The organism is Bradyrhizobium sp. HKCCYLS3013, assembly GCF_051167615.1.
Taxonomy (GTDB): domain Bacteria; phylum Pseudomonadota; class Alphaproteobacteria; order Rhizobiales; family Xanthobacteraceae; genus Bradyrhizobium.
Window position 1 is genome coordinate 185,387 of record NZ_JBNPTK010000002.1, and the last position, 19,209, is coordinate 204,595.

Consider the following 19,209-nt stretch of genomic DNA (forward strand, 5'->3'; position numbering starts at 1 on the left):
ATTGAAGATACACCGATCGGTCGCGAGTGAAAGGCTGCGCTCCCAACCGAATCGGCTAAGCTTGTGGCTCGTGCGGGTTCCGACCGCTAGTCTTAGTGGCTTCCGTTCCTACGGTTCGACAGAATCATCCGCCATGGGCACGAAATCACGCGAGCGCATTTATGGGTCGGCAATCCGATTCGCTGCTGAGCAGGCCAAGCTGGCGCGGAAGGAAGCCGATCGGCTCGCGTGCGATGCCTCGGCTGCGACACCAATCAGACGGTGGCGCTCGAGATTGTCCGCCGACCGAAGACCACGCCAATACACGAGCTCGAGCGATACATGCACTACAAGAACTGCTCGCAACTGACGGGCTACCCTACAAGCGGAGCGCGCTTATCGCGGTGCGAGAAGCCAAGATATCGACGGCAAATTCAACGTCAATCCGCTGGCCAAGCAAATGACGATTGGACGCTCATACAGCAGCGAGGATTAGATGCAAGACAGCATCATCAACGTCCTGCACCCGTGTCTCTTTAGCATCGACGATGCTGAACGGCGTTCTGCGTGGAAGCAGATATTCCAACTCGCCTGTAATACCGACAGCGTTCATGTCGAGGGCTATTTGACCCTTTAGCAGCTTAAACTCCAGAAACGTCGGTCGAGTTCCGGCACTTGCTCCTACTCGGAGGAACTTGTCTTCAGCAATGCGCTGGTTTGTGCTCGTGGAAATGAAGCCAGGATATTGGTAGACAAGCCCCACGAACTTCACGGCGTCGCCGGTCAAGGAGCCAAGGATTGAATAGCCCCGTCCGTAGCCGGAATAAACCGTCAAATCCTCCTGTAAAATGCTCTTAGCCACAGCGCTATCTAGCGCTCCGGAAACCTGCGCGTAGGTTCTCGCAAATGCTGCGTAGTCGGGATGATATACTAGGTCGTCTTGACGATCCTGCCAACAACCGTGAAAAAACTTGGAGTCTGCTCCGTAAGCTTTGCCAGCATCCATCTCTTGCTGGGTCAATTGGTCGATTAGTCTCGCGCTCGTCATGGTCTCCTCTGCTTTCCAATAACTTGTAACGTGCCCATTTAAAGGTGCAATATATATTCAATCACACCCAACCAATCGGCGAGCGCGGAGCTATTCCGAACGTCGGGCTCTATGAAGGCAAGCTGTTTTCCGTGCCCGGCAGGTTTCGGGACGACAACATTCGCTCATGTTTTGGGGGCTCCACCGTGCCAATATCGGCTCATCCACGAAAGCGCGACTTCTTCGTCTATGAGTTTAAGGTCGACGGGAATTACGGTGACAGTGCACTAAACTTTCATCGACGTCAGGTAACGCGGCCACACTGCCTTAGCCCCTCGCCCGCTCACCGCAAACCCAAGCACCAGCTGCTTCGGGCTCTGCTTGAATTCCTTGATCACCGCGGCCCGGACCTTCTCCGACAGCTCCGGCAGCGGCTTGGCGGTGTAGAGCTTGGGGAAGGTCACCATGACCGACGTCAGCGTGCCGTTGTTCCAGTTGAAGCCGACTGCGGGACGCACGCCGGTTTCGGCGAGTAGGTCGGCTTCGACAGCCCGGCTGTAGGCAAGTCCGCTTTGAACGGCACCGACCATTCCGCAGCCGGCGAGGCATGCGATCAGGGGGATCAGCGCGAGGGCTTTCATGGTCGTCCACTCCAGGGTTCAGCGTCCGGCGACGCGCCGTCGCCACGCATGGCGCCTGCCGAGGTTGCAGCGGCCGGCCAGCATGAAATGCGGCCACGGCCGGATCATGGCGCGACGGCGCAACGTTTTCCAGCGTGACGCGCCGGGACAGGTTAGACTGGCGTGAGCCATCCATGAAGGAGGACAATCATCAGGTATTGGCGTGCATGGTGCTGATCGCTGTCCTGATGGTTGCGCTCCTCTCGGCCAAAGTATCAAGTATGACGACTGCCGGTGGCGCGGACAGTCCGAGACCGAGTGCTTGCGGCAGGCCCGGGGACTGCCTCCGGTCGGGCGGCCTTGAGCGAGAATTCCGGTGCGCTAAATTGACCTCGCTACTTGGCGCGGCAGTTTCATTCACTGTCACCGCAATCGTAACCGCCAGCGACGAAGGCTCCGCCCCTCACCTCCCGGCGGCATCGGCCTCCAGCACGACCTTCGCGACGGGATAGCGCCAGTCGTTCTTCGTGTTGTCGGCGGCGGCATCGATACCTGCCACGATGACCGCACCGAGGATGCCGCCATTGATGCCGCTGGCGAGACGAGCTTGGCGCGTCGCATCGATCGGCGCGACCGTGATCATCCGCTTCTGATAGCCGGGCTTCTGGCAGGTCACGGCAAGCGTGCTCGACTGTCCGCGATAGAGCGGCACGCGCACCTTCGCGGGGCTCGTCATGGTTGCCGTGAAGCCGGACGCTTCCAGTGAGCAGGACGCCCCGGCCATCTCAACCTCGCCTCCCCCGCCGGGATTGTGAAACGTTCGCACTTCCACCAGCTGGTCGCCCGCGAACTCGGGCACGCTGGCGTCGGTGCGGCGCTTCGGCTCGTAGACGTCGATCCCTCGGCTGCCCGTCGTCGACCTGACGTCGGTCACACTGTTGACCGCAAGCGGCGCAGCACACCCGCCAAGACACGCCCCTCCGACGATGGCCAGCCAGCCGGCCATACGACGCAAACCGTTCATTTGAGCCCCCACAGCACCCCTACTGTCGTTGATCCCAGGGGTAGCAGGGGCCGACCTGGGGAACAATAGCCGCAATCTCAGGGGGAATAGTGGAACTATCAAAAACCGACCACGTTGCGGGCAGGACACAGCCGTTGCCGTCCCCGGCATCAAGCAGGTCGTTGGCAGGGCGATGCGTTCAGTACCCGCACAGGTTGCAGTGTCCGGGAGGTCCTCACGGCGCAGAAACCGGATCATGGCGCGACGGCGCTGCGCTTGCCGGCAGCATGAGCCGTGAGGATGCGCGGCGAAACTTATTTCAGCAGGCCGCTCAAGACGATCACCCCTGTCCAGTCATCGGCGCAAAAATATTCCTCTTCCCTTTTTCCGAAACTCATGATTGACTGTCCCCATCCCGTGCTCCTCGAGAGGGGCGGATCGCGATCGTCACGGACGTTGGGCGCGGGATGCGGTGGCCGCAGGCGGGTCGCAGCGTGCTTGGATAGTGCGCGGACGAACGACTCCTTGCGGACGTGAAATCGCGTGGTCCTGGCGCCCCGACGCTGGCGCCAAGTCCTGGGGGATGATGACCCCCATGGGCGACGGTGGCTATCAAGCCGGACACCGGGGAGATCGCGTATAAGCGTGAAGACCATCGCGCGGGGAATGCCGGGTTGATCCGGCTGAACCTGTGGTGACTGCCGCCTGCTTTTTCTTCTGCAGGCGGGCCATGGGTGAGGCCCTCACCCGGCATTCCCCGCGCCCTCTGTTTGATGAGGGCGAACGATCTCGCAAAGCTCGGACGCGGACCGCGTCGCGACGATGGATGTGCACGCCCCCTGCCCGCCGATCGTTTCGTCACCGAGCCGTGTCCCGCGCTTGGCTATCGTCCGCCGCTATGCCGTGGAATGATGGAGCCGACGTGAAGCGCGCCGATCGCCTTTTGCCTGGAAGGCCGCGAACCTGGGAGACCGCCAATGTCCACCGCCTTCCTGCTGACCTCGCTGATCGTGGTCGTCTCGCCCGGCACCGGCGTGCTGTATACGCTGGCGGTGGCGCTGACCAAGGGATCGCGGATGAGCATCGCGGCGGCGTTCGGCTGTACGCTCGGCATCCTGCCGGCGATGCTGGCCGCGATCGTCGGGCTCGCGGCTGTCCTGCACACCAGCGCGCTGGCATTTGCGGCGCTGAAATATTGCGGCGTCGCCTATCTGCTTTACATGGCGTGGCAGACGCTTCGCGAGCGCGGCGCGCTGTCGGTCGAGGGCAAGGACGATGCGGATGCCCGCTCGGCCGGGCGCGTGGTGCTGACCGGCTTCCTGATCAACATCCTCAATCCAAAGCTGTCGATCTTCTTCCTGGCCTTCCTGCCGCAGTTCATCGCGGCCGATGCGAGCCATCCACTTGCGCTGATGCTGGAGCTTTCGGCCACATTCATGGCGATGACGTTCGCCGTGTTCGTGGTCTACGGACTGTTCGCGGCTGCCGTGCGCGATCGCGTCGTCAGCCGGCCCCGCGTGATGGCCTGGCTGCGCCGCGCCTTTGCCGGCGGCTTTGCGTTGCTTGGTGCGCGGCTGGCGCTGGCGGAGCGCTGAGGGCACCGCGCGACGGGGCGAGAGGGTCGCGTAGGAGAAGGACGTCCTCAGCCACACGGTCCGGCACCAATTTGTTGCTCGTCATGCCCGGGCTTGTCCCGCCTGCGCGGCCGAAGCCGCTTCGGCGCGGCGAAGGCCCGGGCATCCACGTCGATCCACGTCCGCCGAACGACGTGGATGGCCGGGACAAGCCCGGCCATGACGGCATGGAGAGAGGCGACCTCAAGCTTCCAGGCTCACGATCGGCGACAGCTACAAGGCGCGTCCCCAAAAAGCGAGACCCGCCTGAAGCTGTCAGCTCCAGACGGGTCCTGTCAGTTCAGCGATTCACCCGGCGGAAATCAGCCGAACTGGTTCATCGTGTTGTGCGCGCCGCCGGCCTTCAGCGCCTTCTCGCCGGCGAAGTATTCCTTGTGGTCGTCGCCGATGTCGGAGCCGGCCATGTTCTGGTGCTTGACGCAGGCGATGCCCTGGCGGATCTCGGCGCGCTGAACGTTCTTGACGTAGCCCAGCATGCCCTGCTCGCCAAAGTACTCGCGGGCCAGATTGTCGGTCGACAGCGCGGCCGTGTGGTAGGTCGGCAGCGTGATCAGGTGGTGGAAGATGCCGGCGCGCTTGGCCGAGTCCGCCTGGAAGGTGCGGATGCGCTCGTCGGCTTCCTTCGCCAGCGGGGTGTCGTCGTACTCCGCCTTCATCAGCTCGGCGCGGTTGTACTTGCTGACGTCCTGGCCCGCCTCCTTCATCGCGTCATAGACCTGCCAACGGAAGTTGAGGGTCCAGTTGAACGACGGCGAGTTGTTGTAGGCGAGCTTGGCGTTCGGGATCACCTTGCGAATGCGGTCGACCATCTTGGCGATCTGCTCGATGTGCGGCTTCTCGGTCTCGATCCACAGCAGGTCCGCGCCGTTCTGCAGCGAGGTGATGCAGTCGAGCACGCAGCGGTCCTCGCCGGTGCCGGGACGGAACTGGTAGAGGTTGGAGGGCAGCCGCTTCGGGCGCATCATCTTGCCGTCGCGGTTGATGATGACGTCGCCGCTGCGCGCGGTCGCGGGCGTCACCTCCTCGCAGTCGAGGAAGCTGTTGTACTGGTCGCCGAGATCGCCCGGCTGGCTCGAGAAGGCGATCTGCTGCGTCAGGCCGGCGCCGAGCGAGTCGGTGCGGGTGACGATGATGCCGTCCTCGACGCCGAGCTCCAGGAAAGCGTGGCGGCAGGCGCGGATCTTGGCCAGGAAGACGTCATGCGGCACGGTGACCTTGCCGTCCTGATGGCCGCACTGCTTCTCGTCCGAGACTTGGTTTTCGATCTGCAGCGCGCAGGCGCCCGCCTCGATCATCTTCTTGGCGAGCAGATAGGTCGCCTCGGCATTGCCGAAGCCGGCGTCGATGTCGGCGATCACAGGGACGACGTGGGTCTGGAAGCCGTCGATCTTGCCGATGATCTCCTGCTCCTTCGCCTTGTCGCCGGCCTTGCGCGCGGCGTCGAGCGTGCGGAAGAGATCGTTGAGCTCGCGCGAGTCGGCCTGGCGCAGGAAGGTGTAGAGCTCCTCGATCAGCGCGGGCACCGAGGTCTTCTCGTGCATCGACTGGTCCGGCAGCGGGCCGAATTCCGAGCGCAGCGCCGCGATCATCCAGCCGGAGAGATAGAGATAGCGGCGGTCGGTGCGGCCGAAGTGCTTCTTGATCGAGATCAGCTTCTGCTGCGCGATGAAGCCGTGCCAGCAGCCGAGCGACTGGGTGTACTTGGTGCTGTCCTCGTCATAGGCGGCCATGTCGGCGCGCATCACGGCCGCGGTGTAGCGGGCAACGTCGAGACCGGTCTTGAAGCGGTTCTGCAGGCGCATGCGCGCCACGGCCTCGGCGGTGACGCCGTTCCAGGTCGGCTGGGTCTCGAGCAGCGCGCGCGCCGCCTCGACCTCGGCCTGGTAGGACGCGGGGCCCTGGAGGGCTTGGTCGTTCAGTCCACGCGGTTGGAAGTTCATGTCCGTGATCCCTTGGTTAAGGACAACCTGGGACCTGTTGTAAGCAGCTTGAGACGGCGGACCAGACATTGCGCGGAAAACTTGTCACACTTTACAAACTTCTCGTGTATAGCTGTAAGGAGATTACAAGACCGGGATATGGCCATGACCACCGCCACGGCACGATCGATCTTCATGGGCCCGCGCTTGCGCCGCCTGCGGCGCGAGCTCGGCCTGACCCAGGCCGACATGGCCGCGGACCTCGAAATCTCAGCGCCTTACGTCGCGCTCCTGGAGCGCAACCAGAGGCCGGTCACCGCCGACATGCTGCTGCGGCTGGCGCGGACCTACAAGATCGACCTGGCCGATCTCGCCGGCGACGGCGGCGCCGACCATACGGCGCGGATGCAGTCGGTGCTCAAGGACCCGATGTTCTCAGACATCGACATTCCCGCGCTGGAGATCTCCGACCTCGCCGTCAGCTATCCCGGCATGGCCGAGGCGTTCCTGCGCCTCTACACGGCGTATCGCGAGGAGCAGCTCGCGCTGGCCGAGCAGCGCGCCCCGGCGCCGGCAGGCAGCGCGCCGCGCGTCGGCAATGACGGCTTCGACGCCAACGATCCCGTCGCCGACGTCCGCCGCTTCCTCGCCGCCCGCCGCAACAACTTTGCCCAGCTCGACGATGCCGCCGAGCGGCTGGCGCAGGCGATCTTCCAGGGGGCGCCGACGGGGGCTCCGCAGGTCTCCGCCGGACCGGCCGGCTTCATCGAGCGGTTTCGCGCCCGGCATAATCTACAGGTCCGCTACATGCCGCCGAACGTGATGCTCGGCTCGCTCAGGCGGCTCGACCTGCACCGCCGGCAGCTACTGATCGAGGATTCACTGGACAGCGCGAGCCTGAAATTCGAGCTCGCCCGGCAGCTCGCCTATCTCGAGCTCGACACCGAGATCGGCGCGGCCTTGGAGGACGGCAAGTTCGCCAGCAAGACCGCCGAGCTGCTGGCGCGCCGCGCGCTCGCGGCCTACGCGGCGGCGGCGATCATCATGCCCTATTCGATCTTTGCGAAAGCGGTCGATGCGCGGGCGTATGATCTGGAGGCACTGGCGCGCCAGTTCGGCACCAGCTTCGAGCAGACCGCGCATCGCGTCACCACCCTGCAGAAGCCGGGCGCGGAGCGGATCCCGTTCTTCCTGATCCGGGTCGATCCCGCCGGCAACGTCTCGAAGCTGCTCGACGGCGCCGGCTTCCCGTTCGCGCGCCATGGCGGCGCCTGCCCGCTGTGGTCGGTGCACGGCATCTTCAAGACGCCACGCCAGATCGTGACGCAATGGCTGGAGCTGCCCGACGGCCGCCGGTTCTTCTCGATCGCCCGCACGGTGACCGCCGGTGGCGGCTCCTATGGCGCGGTGCGCGTCGAGCGGGCGATCGCGGTCGGCTGCGCTGCCGAGCATGCGGGGCAGTTGATCTACACCCGCGACGGCCACGGGCCTGATGCCGACGATCCGACCCCGATCGGGGTCGCCTGCCGGGTCTGCCACCGGCCGAAATGCGCCGCACGCTCGGCGCCGCCGATCGGGCGCGAGATCCTGCCGGACGATTTCAGGACGTCGTCGGTTCCGTTCGGGTTTTCGGCGGATTGAACAGGGGATGGCCGTGGAACCAGGAACTCGCCGGGATCCGGGCCACAGGCGAAAATCCGCCGGATCGGGCTGCAAATCGGCCCTGGACACCATGGCCCTTGACGGAACAGCCATAAACCGGACAAAGATTGCGCCAAAATGTCGCGGCGGAGGTTGGCCATGAGATACGTCGACGGCGTGGTGATGTTCCTCAGCCTGTGGCTGCTGGCATCGATGGTCCTCGACGCCGTGACGCCGCCGGAGCTGAACTTCTACATGATCGGCCCGATCATTGCGCCGGCCGCGATCATCGCCGGCTTCCTGTACTGGCTCCGCATCCCCTCCCGCGACTTCGTGCTGGCGTCCGCAGCCATCTGGATGGTCTGCGAGATGACGATGGAGATGATCACGCCCAAGCCGCTGTCGCCGCTGCTGGCGGTGGCCGCCGTCGCGCCGCTGCTGGTGGCCGGCATCCTTCTGCACGTCGAGCACTGGCGCCGGCCGGGCGGTCGCCGGCCCCCGGCCGATTCGGGAGAGATGACCAATCTGCCGGGCTCCTCCAACGCCCTGCCGAGCCGCCGGCCGTTCTGAGCCGCGCCGCGCGATGGCACCGCAATGGCGGATAGCGTGCAGATTTTCCGTTGTTCTACGGGACCCGATGTTTACGAGGCAATCAGAAACCCCCTCTTAAGTTCCGCAGGTCCATCTGGAGCCGACACACAAGCCGCGCGGGGACCATGCTGAACGAACTTCTCGTGATCGAAGATGCCGACGTTCATCTGTCGATCCTGCGCAAGATCGCCGTGCAGGCGGGCTTTGCGACGACCGGCGTGAACTCGGTCGACGGCGCGATGAACGTGCTGCGCCGGCGCAACTTCGAATGCATCACGCTCGACCTCAATCTCGGTGAGCGCTCCGGCACCGAGGTGTTGCAGCTGTTGGCGGACATCAAGTCCCGCACGCCGGTGCTGATCATCAGCGGCTCCGACGATCAGACCCGCGACGTCACGGTCCGCGCCGGCAAGATCCTCGGCCTGAACGTCTATCCGCCGTTCTCCAAGCCGGTCGATCTCGCTCTGCTCCGACAGACGCTGCGCCAGATCGCCGCCGACACCGACCGGCAGCGCCTCGTCAAAGCCAGCATCCGCTAGCCCGAACGCACGCGCGTTTTCCCGCTTGATCCAGATCAAGGCGCCATACCTCTGCCGCTTGTTGGCTGCAGAGGGGCGAGCGGAAACGAGATGCGATGACGGCAGCGAATTCGGCTAACGAAGCAGAAGCAGTTGTGAACGAGGCGACGCCCTATGAGCTCGTAGGCGGCGAGGCCGGCGTGCGCCGTCTGGCGGAGCGCTTTTACACCATCATGGACCAGGAGCCCGGCGCCAGCCGCATCCGCGCGATGCACGACGCCGATCTTGGTCCGATCAAGCAGTTGCTGTTCGAATTTCTCAGTGGATGGCTCGGCGGGCCGGCGCTTTATTTCGAGCGGGCCGAACATCGCTGCATCATGTCCGCGCACCGTCCGTATCCGATCGGCGACGCCGAGCGCGACGAATGGATGACGTGCATGCGCCGCGCGATGTTCGATTGCGACATCACGGGCGACATGTATGCGTTGCTGGATCAAGCGTTTCTGCGGATGGCGAACGCATTCCGGAGCCGCAAGGCGAGCTGACAGAAACTCCCGTCAGCCCGACTTGGCGGCAGCCTCCCGGGCCAGACGCTCGGCCCGGAGCCGCTCGCGGTTGGCGTAAAAGGCGCGCTGGGCCGCCTCATGCTCGCGCATGGCTTGTTCGGCATCAGCCCTGCGGCTGGCGTCGCGCGCTCGACGCTCTTCCGGCGTGAGGACGCGAGGCTGTCTGTCTGTGTTATCATAAGGCATGGGCACATAACGCCCAGGCGGCCGGGATGTTCCCAGCATGCGACGGTTCAGTCCGGCTTTCGTGGAAACAGCTGGTCGCGGATGTAGCGCGACGTCGGCGTCAGGCTGAGTCCGTAGGGCTTTTGCCACACCGCGCGGTCGATCTCCTTCTTGTCTCCGATCTCCAGGCGCCCTTTGGCATGCTTGGCGATGAAGATGGCATCGCTCATCTTGCGACCCGAGCGCTTGTTCTTGGCGGTGACTTCCTTCCATAGCCGCAGCCGGCCGAGCTTGAGCTTGGGAAGCTCCTCCTTGATCTCGCGCTTCAGGCAGTCCTTCGCCGTCTCCTGCGCGCGTTTGCGGCCACCCGGAAACATCCAGCGCCCGTCGGCCCGGCGCCGGACCAGGAGAACCCTTCCGCCCTTGGCGGCAACCAGCTTGGACGCCTTGGTCATGGCCCAGGAGCTCTCACCTCTCGAACGATGAAGCGGAGTCTATCAAGATTCGCTCCCACTCCTGCTCCGGAGCTTTGCGGAGATTCGGCCACAACTCCGCAGCGGCCAACCAAGCTCAGCGCAGCGCTCCGACCGCCGGCGGCGGCTCAGTAGCAGGAGCGCGGATCGACCGCGACATACTCTCCCGACGGATATCGATAGTAGCAATTGCCCTGCGACAGATAATAGCCCGGTCGCGCCGCAGCCGTAGCGCCGGCGATCGCCCCGGTGGCACCACCAAGCACGGCGCCCGCCGCGGCACCGCCCGCCTTGCCGGTGAGGATACCGCCGAGCACCCCGCCGATGATCGCGCCCCCGAGCGCGCTGGCGCCCGGATCGACTTCGGCCGGAGGCGGCGCCGGCTCGTAGGCGACCGGCGGGGGCGCCTCGTAGGCCGCCGACGGCGCATAGACCACATCGTCAGCATAGTCCTCCGACACGTAGGTCGGCGGTCCTTCCATGGGCTCGGGATAATAGTACCAGACGCCACCGACGTCCCACCACCAGCCCGGACGGCCATTGTGAACCTCGTGCCGCCATCGGCCACCCTCCCAGCCGACCCGGCCGCGATAAGACTGCCCACCATAGTCGCGCACCGCGACCCGGCCGTGCGCATAACGCGCATCCGGTCCCCGCCCGGCCATCGCCGGACCAGGGCCCGGCCCGTGGCCCGCTGCGTAGCCCTGACCGGCTCCCGGCGGACGTCCCTGCTGCGCCACCGGCGCAGGCTGACGTCCCTGAGGGGCAACGGCAGCCCGCGGCGGTGCGCCCGGCTGTGCTCCCTGCGGCTGGCCGGCCATGGGACCGGCTTGCCGCGGAATCTGGACATGGGGTTGGCCGCCCGGCTGCCCACCCTGGGCCGGCGCTTGGCGAATGACACCCGGCGGGCGGGCCTGGGGCGAATGCCCGGCACCAGGACCAGCCTGGTCCTGGGTTTGCGCCCAGGCTTGGGCGGGGATCCCGACCGCGGTCAGGATTGCGATCGCAGGCAGCCACCGTGTGCTCTGGTTGGACAACATCATTCTCCCCTACCCTTGATCACCCGCCGTCCGCGCTGATTGCCACGGACGCCAAGTGTAATGCGGATTGATCATCCCGGATCGCCGGCTTGGGCGCGCATGATCCGGACACATCATAGTTTCCGCGACAAACGGGTAAAATCCGGACTATTTTGCGGCTAGGTCAACCTGCTGCCGTCAGGTTAACCGAGATGCCGGCTGATTCGCCGCTTCGATCATGCAACCTTGCTGGCGCGGCCCTGCCGATCCGGTACGAGCTGATCGGCGGTCACCGGTCGGGCACGATCACATTGCAGTTGGTTCGTCCCGACATCAGGCAATCCTGCATCTGGCTTGCCGAGGTCAGGCTGCGGGCCAGCCACACGCCGAAGGCCACGACGAGCGCCGCGAACACCAGTGCCGCCATGGCACCGCGTCTATCCGGCCCCTGCGTACTCATCGCCGGTGCGCCTAGGCGGCACGCAGGCCAGCGGCCTCACCGTGCGGTTGCTGCTGCTGGCGCGATGCCGGCGAGATCGATTCGATACGGGTGCAGCTCGTCACCCAGAACAGCTGCCCGCATTCCCATTCGGAACCCAGCACACCGGCCGAAACGGGCCGCGGGCGGGCGAGGACCGCGGTCATCACGCATGCGCTGACCACGAGAGCGACGAGCGCGAGGCCGAGCGCCATGCGCCCGCGGCGAACAGAGATCATGCCGGTCAACTCCGTTGGACGTCGCACCCGGGCGGTGCGCTGGTGCCCGCGAGGCGTGAAGCGACTCACAGCCGGCCGACCTGCGTCAGCGACGGGGGTGCTTACATAGCCTCCGGCGAGCGCCATGCAAGCGCTAGGCAGGTCGGATGTGGAGGAGCGGCGATAAAGCATTTGTCATCGACGCATGCGATCCTATACACACGGGCTCGCGTCGGCCTCCGCTCGTGTTCACGATCTCGTGGAAGAATTGCCTGGCGGCGCGTGCAGCCCCTGACCGACCACACCCTGATCGAACACCCAAATAGCGAAGTGACGACGTCTCCATGAGAGGATTCAAGGAACCTGGATTTGCCGATCGGCAGAAGGCCGCGCAGCAGGCCCGCCAGAGCATCGTGCAGAAGTTCAAATCGCAGCCGGGACCGGACGATCCCGAAGTCGTGAAGCGACGGCAGGAGCGCGAAGCTGCCGCCGCCCGCCGCGAGCAGCAGCGATTGGAGCGCGAGGCCGCCAAGGCGGAGCAGAAGCGCCTCGAGGAAGAGGCCAAAGCTGCCGAGATTGCCCGGCTCGCGCGCGAGGCGGAAGACGAAGCCGCTCGCCTCGCCGAGATGGAGGCCGAGCAGAAGGCGAAGCGCGATGCGCGCTACGCCGCGCGCAAGGCCCGCGGAAAGAAGAAGTAAGCAGCAACGCCGCCGCCACGAGACCTGCGTGCCGTCGCGTCCGGCATCGCGCGGCTCCTCACTTCATCGGCGATGGGACTGATACGGTCGTCCCATCGCACGATGCCGGGCGAGACGACTTAGTTCTTCTTCATCATGCCGTCGTCCTTCTTCATCCCGTCCTTGGACATGGCATCGTCCTTCTTCATGCCGTCCTTGGCCATCGAATCCTTCTTCATGCCGTCGTGGGACATCGCGCCCTTTTTCATCCCATCGTCCTTGCTCATCTTGTCCTCCGCGAAGGCCACCGGCGCGACGGCCACGTTGAACGCGAGGGCGGCGGCGGAGATTCCGAGGATGAGGCGGCTACGATTGGTCATGATGATCGCTCCTTCGTATGACGGGGTTCGACGGCGACGGACGCGCCGTTCCTGGATATCGACGTTCCGATGAAGGCGATTGTTACGAGCGCGGGCGAGAATTTTTGTTCGATCAAATTTGACTCGAATGCGTCCCGTTCCGGAATCGAGGACACAATTTTGCCCGGCAAGATCATGTTAGTACAACCCGGGCAAGGGATTCACAGGCCGGTACGTGCGCCGCAGCAATATGTCGCTTCCCATGCATTTGGCCTCGAACGAACTGCCTAGTTCGGCTAGAGGTAAGTCCGGTAGATTGGTTGGTATAACTCACGCCAACGAACCCGGGTCGGGAACCCAACCAGAAGTTGTCCAGGGGAAATCTCATGCTCACACGCCGTCATGTCATCGCATCCGCGCTCGCTGCGCCGGCCATTCTGCGTTTTGGAACCGGCACGGCCCATGCAGCAACGACGCTGAAGATCTCTCACCAGTTTCCCGGCGGCACCATCGACAAGGGCGATTTCCGCGACCGGCTCTGCCGGGTGTTCTCCGAGGAGGTCGCGAAGCGCTCCGGCGGCGAGATCGCGACCGAGATCTATCCGAACTCCTCGCTCATCAAGACCGTCGCGCAATTCTCGGCCATGCGGAAGGGCGCGCTCGACATCAGCCTTTATCCGATGCCTTACGCCGGCGGCGAGGTGCCCGAGACCAACATCGGGCTGATGCCGGGTCTGGTCACGACCTACGACCAGGGGATGCGCTGGAAGAACGAGCCGGTCGGCAAGACGCTGAGCGATTTTCTGGCCGACAAGGGCATCATCCTGCTCACCTGGGTCTGGCAGGCGGGCGGGGTCGCCAGCCGATCACGGCCGCTGGTGGCGCCCGAGGATGCCAAGGGCATGAAGGTACGCGGCGGCTCGCGCGAGATGGACATGGTGCTGCAGACCGCCGGCGCCTCGGTGCTGTCGGTTCCGTCGAATGAAATCTACACCGCGATGCAGACCGGTGCCTGCGATGCCGGCATTACCTCGTCGACCAGCCTGATCTCGTTCCGGCTGGAAGAGGTGTCGAAGGCCCTCACCTCCGGAGCCAAGGCGTCGTACTGGTTCATGCTCGAGCCACTGATGATGTCCAAGGCCTCGTTCGACAAGCTGCCGAAGAACCAACAGGACATCATCCTCGCGGTCGGCGCGGAGATGGAGGCGTTCGGGCGCAAGGGCGCGCAGGACGACGACATCGAAGTTGCCAAGGTCTACGAAAAGGCCGGCGCCAAGGTTACGGAGCTCGATGTCGAGACCGTCAACAAATGGCGCGACATTGCCCGTGACACGGCCTGGAAGGACTATGGCGGCAGGTCCGCGAACTGCGCCAAGCTCCTCAAGCTCGCCTCCGACGTCGCGGCCTGATTGATGCACGCGCCCGTTCTCGATACCGAGGCCACGACAGCCATCGGCGCCAGCGGTCCGCTGGCGCCGCTCCAGCGTGTTGTCTCGCTGCTCAATCGTATCATCGTCGTTCTGGCCGCGTTCGCACTGGTCGCGGCCTGCCTCATCCTGAGCTACAGCGTGGCGGGCCGTGCACTGTTCAAGGCCGCCAACTACTGGCAGGACGAAGCCGCCGTGTTCCTGCTCGTCGGCGCAACCTTCATGACTGCAGCCTATGTGCAGGAGCATCGCGGCCACGTCAGCATCGAAGCCTTCGTTGGGCTGATGTCGCCGCTCGCCAACAAGATCAGGCTCTGGCTGGTCGACGTCGCGAGCTTTTTGTTTTGTGCCTTCTTCACCTGGAAATCCTGGACCCTGACACATGAGGCCTGGGTCGATGGTCAGGTCTCGAATTCGATGTGGTCGCCGCCGCTGGCGATTCCCTACGGCCTGATGGCCGCGGGAATGACCCTGCTGTGCCTGCAGATGCTGCTGCAGATCGTGGCTCCGCTGACCGGAGCGCGTCGATGAGCGTGTTCGGAATTGGGGTTGCCTACGGACTCTCGACCCTGTTTGCGATGTTCGCGGGCATGCCGATCGCGTTCGCGCTCGGCGCCGTCGCCGTCGTGTTCATGGCCATCTACATGCCGACCGCGTCGCTCGATACGGTGACGCAGAACGTCTACGAGGAAATGGCGTCGATCACGCTGCTGTCGATCCCGCTGTTCATCCTCAAGGGCGCGGCGATCGGCCGCTCCCGCGCAGGCCAGGACCTCTACTCGGCGCTGCATGCGTGGCTGCATCGCGTGCCCGGCGGATTGGGCGTCGCCAATGTGTTCGCCTGCGCGCTGTTCGCGGCGATGGCGGGATCGTCCCCCGCGACCTGCTCGGCGATCGGCTCGGCCGGAATTCCCGAGATGCGCAAGCGCGGCTATTCCGGCGGCTTCGCCGCAGGCATCATCGCCGCCGGCGGCACGCTCGGCATTCTGCTTCCGCCCTCGATTACGATGATCCTATTCGCGATCGCGGCGGAGAAATCGCTGGGACGGCTGTTCCTGGCCGGTATCGGCCCCGGGCTGCTGCTGGTGACCCTGTTCGGCGTCTATTCGGTGGTGCGCTTCCGGCAGGAATATGCGCGCGCGAAAGCCGTCTATGAGAAGTCGGGCGCGTGGTCGGACATCCTGACCAAGGACGATTTTACGATGGCGCAGCGCTTCTCCGTGCTGCCACGCGTGATTCCGTTCGTGCTGCTCCTGACCGGCGTCATGGTCGCGCTCTATGGCGGCCTCGCCACGCCATCGGAAACAGCCGGTCTCGGCGGCATCCTCGCGCTCGTGCTGATCGCGATCATCTACCGCGTCTGGAGCCCGGCCGATCTCGCGCCCATCATGAAGGCGACGCTGCGCGAATCGACCATGCTGATGCTGATCATCGGCATGTCGCTGCTGTACTCCTACGTGATGAGCTACCTGCACATCTCGCAGTCGGTGGCGGAGTCCATCGTGGCGATGCACCTGCCGCGCTGGGAACTGTTGTTCGCGATCCTGCTGATGGTGGTCGTGCTCGGCTTCTTCCTGCCGCCGGTATCGATCATCCTGATGACGGCGCCGATCATCCTGCCGCCGTTGCGGGCAGCAAACTTCGACATCATCTGGTTCGGCGTGGTGATGACGATCGTGATGGAGATGGGCCTGATTCACCCGCCGGTGGGTCTCAACATCTTCGTCATCAGGAACGTCGCGCCGGACATCCCGCTGCGCGAGGTGATCTGGGGCACGCTGCCGTTCGTCCTGCTGATGATGGCCGCCGTGCTGCTGCTCTGCTTCGTGCCGCAGATCTCGACGGCGCTGCCGGATCTCGTGATGGGGCCGGATCTCAGCCGCTGACGCAGCGGCGAATGGCGACTAGGACGTAGCGAATAGGGATTGGCGATAGGTTCAGCCCCCGTTCGCTATTCGCCATTCGCTGCTCGCCTGTTCTTCGCATTCAGCGCGCCGGCAACGCGGCTGACCGGGGGCCGGCCGAGCAGCCGGCTGATCTCGTTGGTGGCGGCCAGCAGTTTCGTCATGTCGACGCCGGTGCGGATGCCCATGCCTTCGAGCATGTAGACGACGTCCTCGGTCGCGACATTTCCCGTCGCGCCCGGAGCGAACGGGCAGCCGCCGAGGCCGCCGGCGGCGGCATCGATGACGCGGACACCCTCCTCCATGCCCGCATAGAGATTGGCCAGCGCCTGGCCGTAGGTGTCGTGGAAATGCATCGCAAGATGCATCACCGGCACATCGTCGCAGACGGCGCGCAGCATCTGCTTGGCCTTGAGCGGCGTGCCGACGCCGATCGTGTCGCCCAGCGAGACCTCGTAGCAGCCCAGGTCCCACAGCGCCTTCGCCACGCCGGCTACCGCCTGCGGCTTGATCTCGCCTTCATAGGGACAGCCGAGCGCGCAGGAGACGTAGCCGCGCACCTTGACGCCGTCGGTCCTGGCGTGGGCGATCACCGGCTTGAAGCGCTCCAGCGACTCCGCGATTGAACAGTTGATGTTGGCGCGGGAGAAGCTCTCAGAGGCCGCCGTGAACACGGAAATCACCCTGGCGCCCGCAGCGCGCGCGGCCTCATAGCCCTTCACATTGGGCACCAGCACATGGAATTCGCCGGGCAGCGCAGACACGCTGCGCATCACCTCATCCGATCCCACCATCTGCGGGATCGCCTTGGGCGAGACGAAGGCGCCGACCTCGACGGTCGCCAGGCCGGCGTTCACCAGCGCGCGGACAAAGGCGATGCGATCGGCCACGCCGACCAACGTCTTCTCGTTCTGCAGGCCGTCGCGCGGGCCCATTTCGATGATGCGCACGCTCTCGCTCATGCCGACCTCTCCGGTTCGAGGATCAGGCGGACGGTTCGAGGTCCGCCAGTTCGACGCCTTCCTGCACGATGTCGCCGACCTTGCACTTGATCGCCGTGAGCCGGCCTGCGAACGGCGCCCGCAGGGTCTGCTCCATCTTCATGACTTCGAGCGTCAGGATCGCCGCACCCTTCTCCAGGACGGCGCCTTCCTGCGCAAGCAGCGCCACGACGGTCCCCGGCAACGGCGCCACGATCTTGTCCTCGCCGGCCTGCTCCTCGTCGTCTCCGCCGAACGGATCGATCCAATGCAGGTCGAAACGACCGTTGCGGGTCCGCAGGTACAGCTCATGGCCCTCGATGACGGCCACCACATGGGATTTGACGCCGTCGCACACAAGGTCGAAGCCGCCGTCATCAGTCGGGATAGCCGAGAACGAGGTCTCACGGCCCGCGATCGACAGGCGCTGCACGCCGGGACCATAGGCCAGCGTGGCGGTCCGCGGTTCATTACCCGCGCTTTGGCGGAACGAGAACATGCGCTGTCGCAGTCCCACCGGCATCCAGCCGGATGCGCGCCACGGCGAGCCTTGCTCCTTCGCAGCCGCGATCTGCTCGCCGATGAGAATGGCCCCAACCGCGGCACAGAGCTCGAGGTCGCCGGCCACCGCTCCTGACTGGGTCAGATGCGTCAGATGGCGCTCGATGAAACCGGTGTCGATCGCGTTCGCCACGACGTCGGGATGCGTCAGCAGCGACGACAGGAACGGGATGTTGCTGACGATGCCTCGGACGTCGGTGTCGTCAAGGCCGCGGTTGAGCCGCTCGATCGCGACCTCGCGGGTCGGCGCCCAGGCGATCATCTTGGCGAGCATCGCGTCGTAATAGGGCGAGACCGCATCGCCCTCGCGATAGCCGGCATCGATGCGCAGGCCGCCGGTTTCAGCGGGAAGCCGCCAGGTGTTGATCGTGCCGACTGAGGGCATGAAGTTCTTGGCGGGATTCTCCGCGTAGACGCGCGCCTCGATGGCATGGCCATGCAACCGGATCTGGTCCTGCGTCAGCGGCAGCTCTTCGCCGAAGGCGACGCGCAACTGCCATTCGACGAGATCGACCCCGGTGATCAACTCGGTGACGGGATGCTCGACCTGCAGACGCGTGTTCATCTCGATGAAGAACACGTCGCGGCCGTCGGAGACGAACTCGATGGTGCCGGCGCCGACATAGTTCACCGCGCCCGCCGCGCGACGCGCCGCAGCGCACACCGTGTCCCGTTGCGCCGGCGTCAACGTCGGCGACGGCGCCTCCTCGACCACCTTCTGGTGCCGGCGCTGCAGGGTGCATTCGCGCTCGAACAGCGAGACCAGATTGCCGTGGCTGTCGCCGACGATCTGCACCTCGATGTGACGCGGGCTCTCGACGAACTTCTCGATCAGCACGCGGTCGTCTCCGAACGCCGCCTTGGCCTCGCGCTTGGCGCTGGTGACGGCATCAGTGAGGTCGCCGGCCGCGTGAACCACGCGCATGCCGCGGCCGCCGCCGCCGGCGGACGCCTTGATCAGCACGGGAAAGCCGATCCGCGCGGCTTCATTGGCGAGCGTGGCGTCATCCTGCGCCTCGCCGTGATAGCCGGGCACCAGCGGCACGCCCGCCTGCTCCATCAGAAACTTCGAGCCGGACTTCGACCCCATCGCCGTGATCATCGCCGCGGTCGGCCCGACGAACACCAGCCCCGCATCGAGACAGGCCTGTGCGAACTCGGCACTCTCGGACAGGAAGCCATAGCCGGGATGAACGGCCTCGGCACCGGTCTGCCTGGCGGCCTCGATCAGCCGCTCGATGTTGAGATAGGAGTCGCGGGCGCGCGCAGGGCCGAGCAGCACCGCTTCGTCGGCCAGCGCGACGTGCAGCGCGTTGCGGTCGGCCTCCGAATAGACCGCGACGGTCTTCAATCCCATCGCGCGCGCCGTGCGGATGACGCGCACGGCGATCTCGCCGCGGTTGGCGATCAGGAGCTTGCGAAAACGACGATACAATCCGGGACGAGCCAT

General features: G+C 65.0%; 21 protein-coding genes and 1 pseudogene. 10 read left to right on the forward strand and 12 right to left on the reverse strand.

Annotated features, from left to right (window positions below):
- The first annotated feature begins 133 nt into the window (after window positions 1-133).
- Window positions 134-443 (forward strand): annotated as a pseudogene (locus tag ACQR1F_RS04905) (hypothetical protein).
- A gap of 11 nt (window positions 444-454) precedes the next feature.
- On the opposite strand, the gene ACQR1F_RS04910 reads toward ACQR1F_RS04905, so the two are convergent.
- The 3 genes from ACQR1F_RS04910 to ACQR1F_RS04920 form a co-directional block, all read right to left on the reverse strand.
- On the reverse strand, window positions 455-1,027 hold the full coding sequence (locus ACQR1F_RS04910; protein ID WP_434912617.1) for an ADP-ribosyltransferase: 573 nt from the start codon (window positions 1,025-1,027) through the stop codon (window positions 455-457).
- A 266-nt stretch (window positions 1,028-1,293) separates the two neighbouring features.
- Complete coding sequence (locus ACQR1F_RS04915) at window positions 1,294-1,647, reverse strand: hypothetical protein (protein ID WP_434912618.1); 354 nt, start codon at window positions 1,645-1,647, stop codon at window positions 1,294-1,296.
- Between the two features lie 442 nt (window positions 1,648-2,089).
- Window positions 2,090-2,650: a hypothetical protein gene (locus ACQR1F_RS04920; RefSeq protein ID WP_434912619.1), complete on the reverse strand. Its 561-nt coding sequence runs from the start codon at window positions 2,648-2,650 to the stop codon at window positions 2,090-2,092.
- 956 nt (window positions 2,651-3,606) lie between these two features.
- On the opposite strand from ACQR1F_RS04920, the gene ACQR1F_RS04925 reads away from it, so the two are divergent.
- Window positions 3,607-4,224, forward strand: coding sequence for a LysE family translocator (locus tag ACQR1F_RS04925; RefSeq protein WP_434912620.1), 618 nt, complete (start codon window positions 3,607-3,609; stop codon window positions 4,222-4,224).
- Window positions 4,225-4,565: 341 nt separating this feature from the next.
- Here ACQR1F_RS04925 and ACQR1F_RS04930 read toward each other — a convergent pair whose 3' ends face one another.
- Window positions 4,566-6,203, reverse strand: coding sequence for an isocitrate lyase (locus ACQR1F_RS04930; protein ID WP_434912621.1), 1,638 nt, complete (start codon window positions 6,201-6,203; stop codon window positions 4,566-4,568).
- A gap of 144 nt (window positions 6,204-6,347) precedes the next feature.
- Between ACQR1F_RS04930 and ACQR1F_RS04935 the strand changes: the two genes are divergently transcribed.
- The 4 genes from ACQR1F_RS04935 (at window position 6,348) to ACQR1F_RS04950 (ending at window position 9,477) form a co-directional block, all read left to right on the forward strand.
- On the forward strand, window positions 6,348-7,823 hold the full coding sequence (locus tag ACQR1F_RS04935) for a helix-turn-helix domain-containing protein (protein WP_315800048.1): 1,476 nt from the start codon (window positions 6,348-6,350) through the stop codon (window positions 7,821-7,823).
- Window positions 7,824-7,982: 159 nt separating this feature from the next.
- Complete coding sequence (locus tag ACQR1F_RS04940) at window positions 7,983-8,393, forward strand: hypothetical protein (protein WP_434912622.1); 411 nt, start codon at window positions 7,983-7,985, stop codon at window positions 8,391-8,393.
- A 146-nt stretch (window positions 8,394-8,539) separates the two neighbouring features.
- Entirely contained in the window at window positions 8,540-8,953 is a 414-nt protein-coding gene (locus ACQR1F_RS04945) for a response regulator (protein ID WP_315800050.1), read from the forward strand.
- Window positions 8,954-9,048: 95 nt separating this feature from the next.
- Window positions 9,049-9,477, forward strand: coding sequence for a group II truncated hemoglobin (locus ACQR1F_RS04950; RefSeq protein WP_316164804.1), 429 nt, complete (start codon window positions 9,049-9,051; stop codon window positions 9,475-9,477).
- 12 nt (window positions 9,478-9,489) lie between these two features.
- Here ACQR1F_RS04950 and ACQR1F_RS04955 read toward each other — a convergent pair whose 3' ends face one another.
- The 5 genes from ACQR1F_RS04955 to ACQR1F_RS04975 form a co-directional block, all read right to left on the reverse strand.
- Complete coding sequence (locus ACQR1F_RS04955; RefSeq protein ID WP_315800052.1) at window positions 9,490-9,684, reverse strand: hypothetical protein; 195 nt, start codon at window positions 9,682-9,684, stop codon at window positions 9,490-9,492.
- Between the two features lie 47 nt (window positions 9,685-9,731).
- The gene (locus ACQR1F_RS04960) at window positions 9,732-10,118 is read right to left on the reverse strand and encodes an NUDIX hydrolase (RefSeq protein WP_315800053.1); all 387 of its coding nucleotides are present in this window, start codon (window positions 10,116-10,118) and stop codon (window positions 9,732-9,734) included.
- 146 nt (window positions 10,119-10,264) lie between these two features.
- Window positions 10,265-11,179: a hypothetical protein gene (locus ACQR1F_RS04965; RefSeq protein ID WP_410051931.1), complete on the reverse strand. Its 915-nt coding sequence runs from the start codon at window positions 11,177-11,179 to the stop codon at window positions 10,265-10,267.
- 265 nt (window positions 11,180-11,444) lie between these two features.
- Complete coding sequence (locus tag ACQR1F_RS04970; RefSeq protein WP_315800055.1) at window positions 11,445-11,582, reverse strand: hypothetical protein; 138 nt, start codon at window positions 11,580-11,582, stop codon at window positions 11,445-11,447.
- Between the two features lie 44 nt (window positions 11,583-11,626).
- Complete coding sequence (locus ACQR1F_RS04975; protein WP_315800056.1) at window positions 11,627-11,872, reverse strand: hypothetical protein; 246 nt, start codon at window positions 11,870-11,872, stop codon at window positions 11,627-11,629.
- A 323-nt stretch (window positions 11,873-12,195) separates the two neighbouring features.
- On the opposite strand from ACQR1F_RS04975, the gene ACQR1F_RS04980 reads away from it, so the two are divergent.
- Complete coding sequence (locus ACQR1F_RS04980; RefSeq protein ID WP_315800057.1) at window positions 12,196-12,549, forward strand: DUF6481 family protein; 354 nt, start codon at window positions 12,196-12,198, stop codon at window positions 12,547-12,549.
- 119 nt (window positions 12,550-12,668) lie between these two features.
- Here the strand turns inward: ACQR1F_RS04980 and ACQR1F_RS04985 are convergent, their stop codons facing one another.
- Window positions 12,669-12,908, reverse strand: a complete 240-nt coding sequence (locus ACQR1F_RS04985) for a pentapeptide MXKDX repeat protein (RefSeq protein WP_316178846.1) — start codon at window positions 12,906-12,908, stop codon at window positions 12,669-12,671.
- Window positions 12,909-13,273: 365 nt separating this feature from the next.
- Here ACQR1F_RS04985 and ACQR1F_RS04990 point away from each other — a divergent pair, with 365 nt between their 5' ends.
- The 3 genes from ACQR1F_RS04990 to ACQR1F_RS05000 are packed head-to-tail and all read left to right on the forward strand — an operon-like array spanning window position 13,274 to window position 16,200.
- The gene (locus ACQR1F_RS04990) at window positions 13,274-14,296 is read left to right on the forward strand and encodes a TRAP transporter substrate-binding protein (protein ID WP_316178848.1); all 1,023 of its coding nucleotides are present in this window, start codon (window positions 13,274-13,276) and stop codon (window positions 14,294-14,296) included.
- A gap of 3 nt (window positions 14,297-14,299) precedes the next feature.
- A complete protein-coding gene (locus ACQR1F_RS04995) occupies window positions 14,300-14,845 on the forward strand; it encodes a TRAP transporter small permease (RefSeq protein ID WP_315800060.1) in 546 nt (181 codons plus the stop codon).
- A complete protein-coding gene (locus ACQR1F_RS05000; RefSeq protein ID WP_315800061.1) occupies window positions 14,842-16,200 on the forward strand; it encodes a TRAP transporter large permease in 1,359 nt (452 codons plus the stop codon). The genes ACQR1F_RS04995 and ACQR1F_RS05000 overlap by 4 nt, the downstream gene beginning before the upstream one ends.
- A 65-nt stretch (window positions 16,201-16,265) precedes the next feature.
- On the opposite strand, the gene ACQR1F_RS05005 is transcribed toward ACQR1F_RS05000, so the two are convergent.
- Window positions 16,266-17,180, reverse strand: coding sequence for a hydroxymethylglutaryl-CoA lyase (locus ACQR1F_RS05005; RefSeq protein WP_315800062.1), 915 nt, complete (start codon window positions 17,178-17,180; stop codon window positions 16,266-16,268).
- A 22-nt stretch (window positions 17,181-17,202) separates the two neighbouring features.
- Window positions 17,203-19,209 carry an acetyl/propionyl/methylcrotonyl-CoA carboxylase subunit alpha gene (locus tag ACQR1F_RS05010; protein WP_434912623.1) on the reverse strand — a complete coding sequence of 669 codons (2,007 nt, stop codon included), beginning with the start codon at window positions 19,207-19,209 and terminating at the stop codon, window positions 17,203-17,205.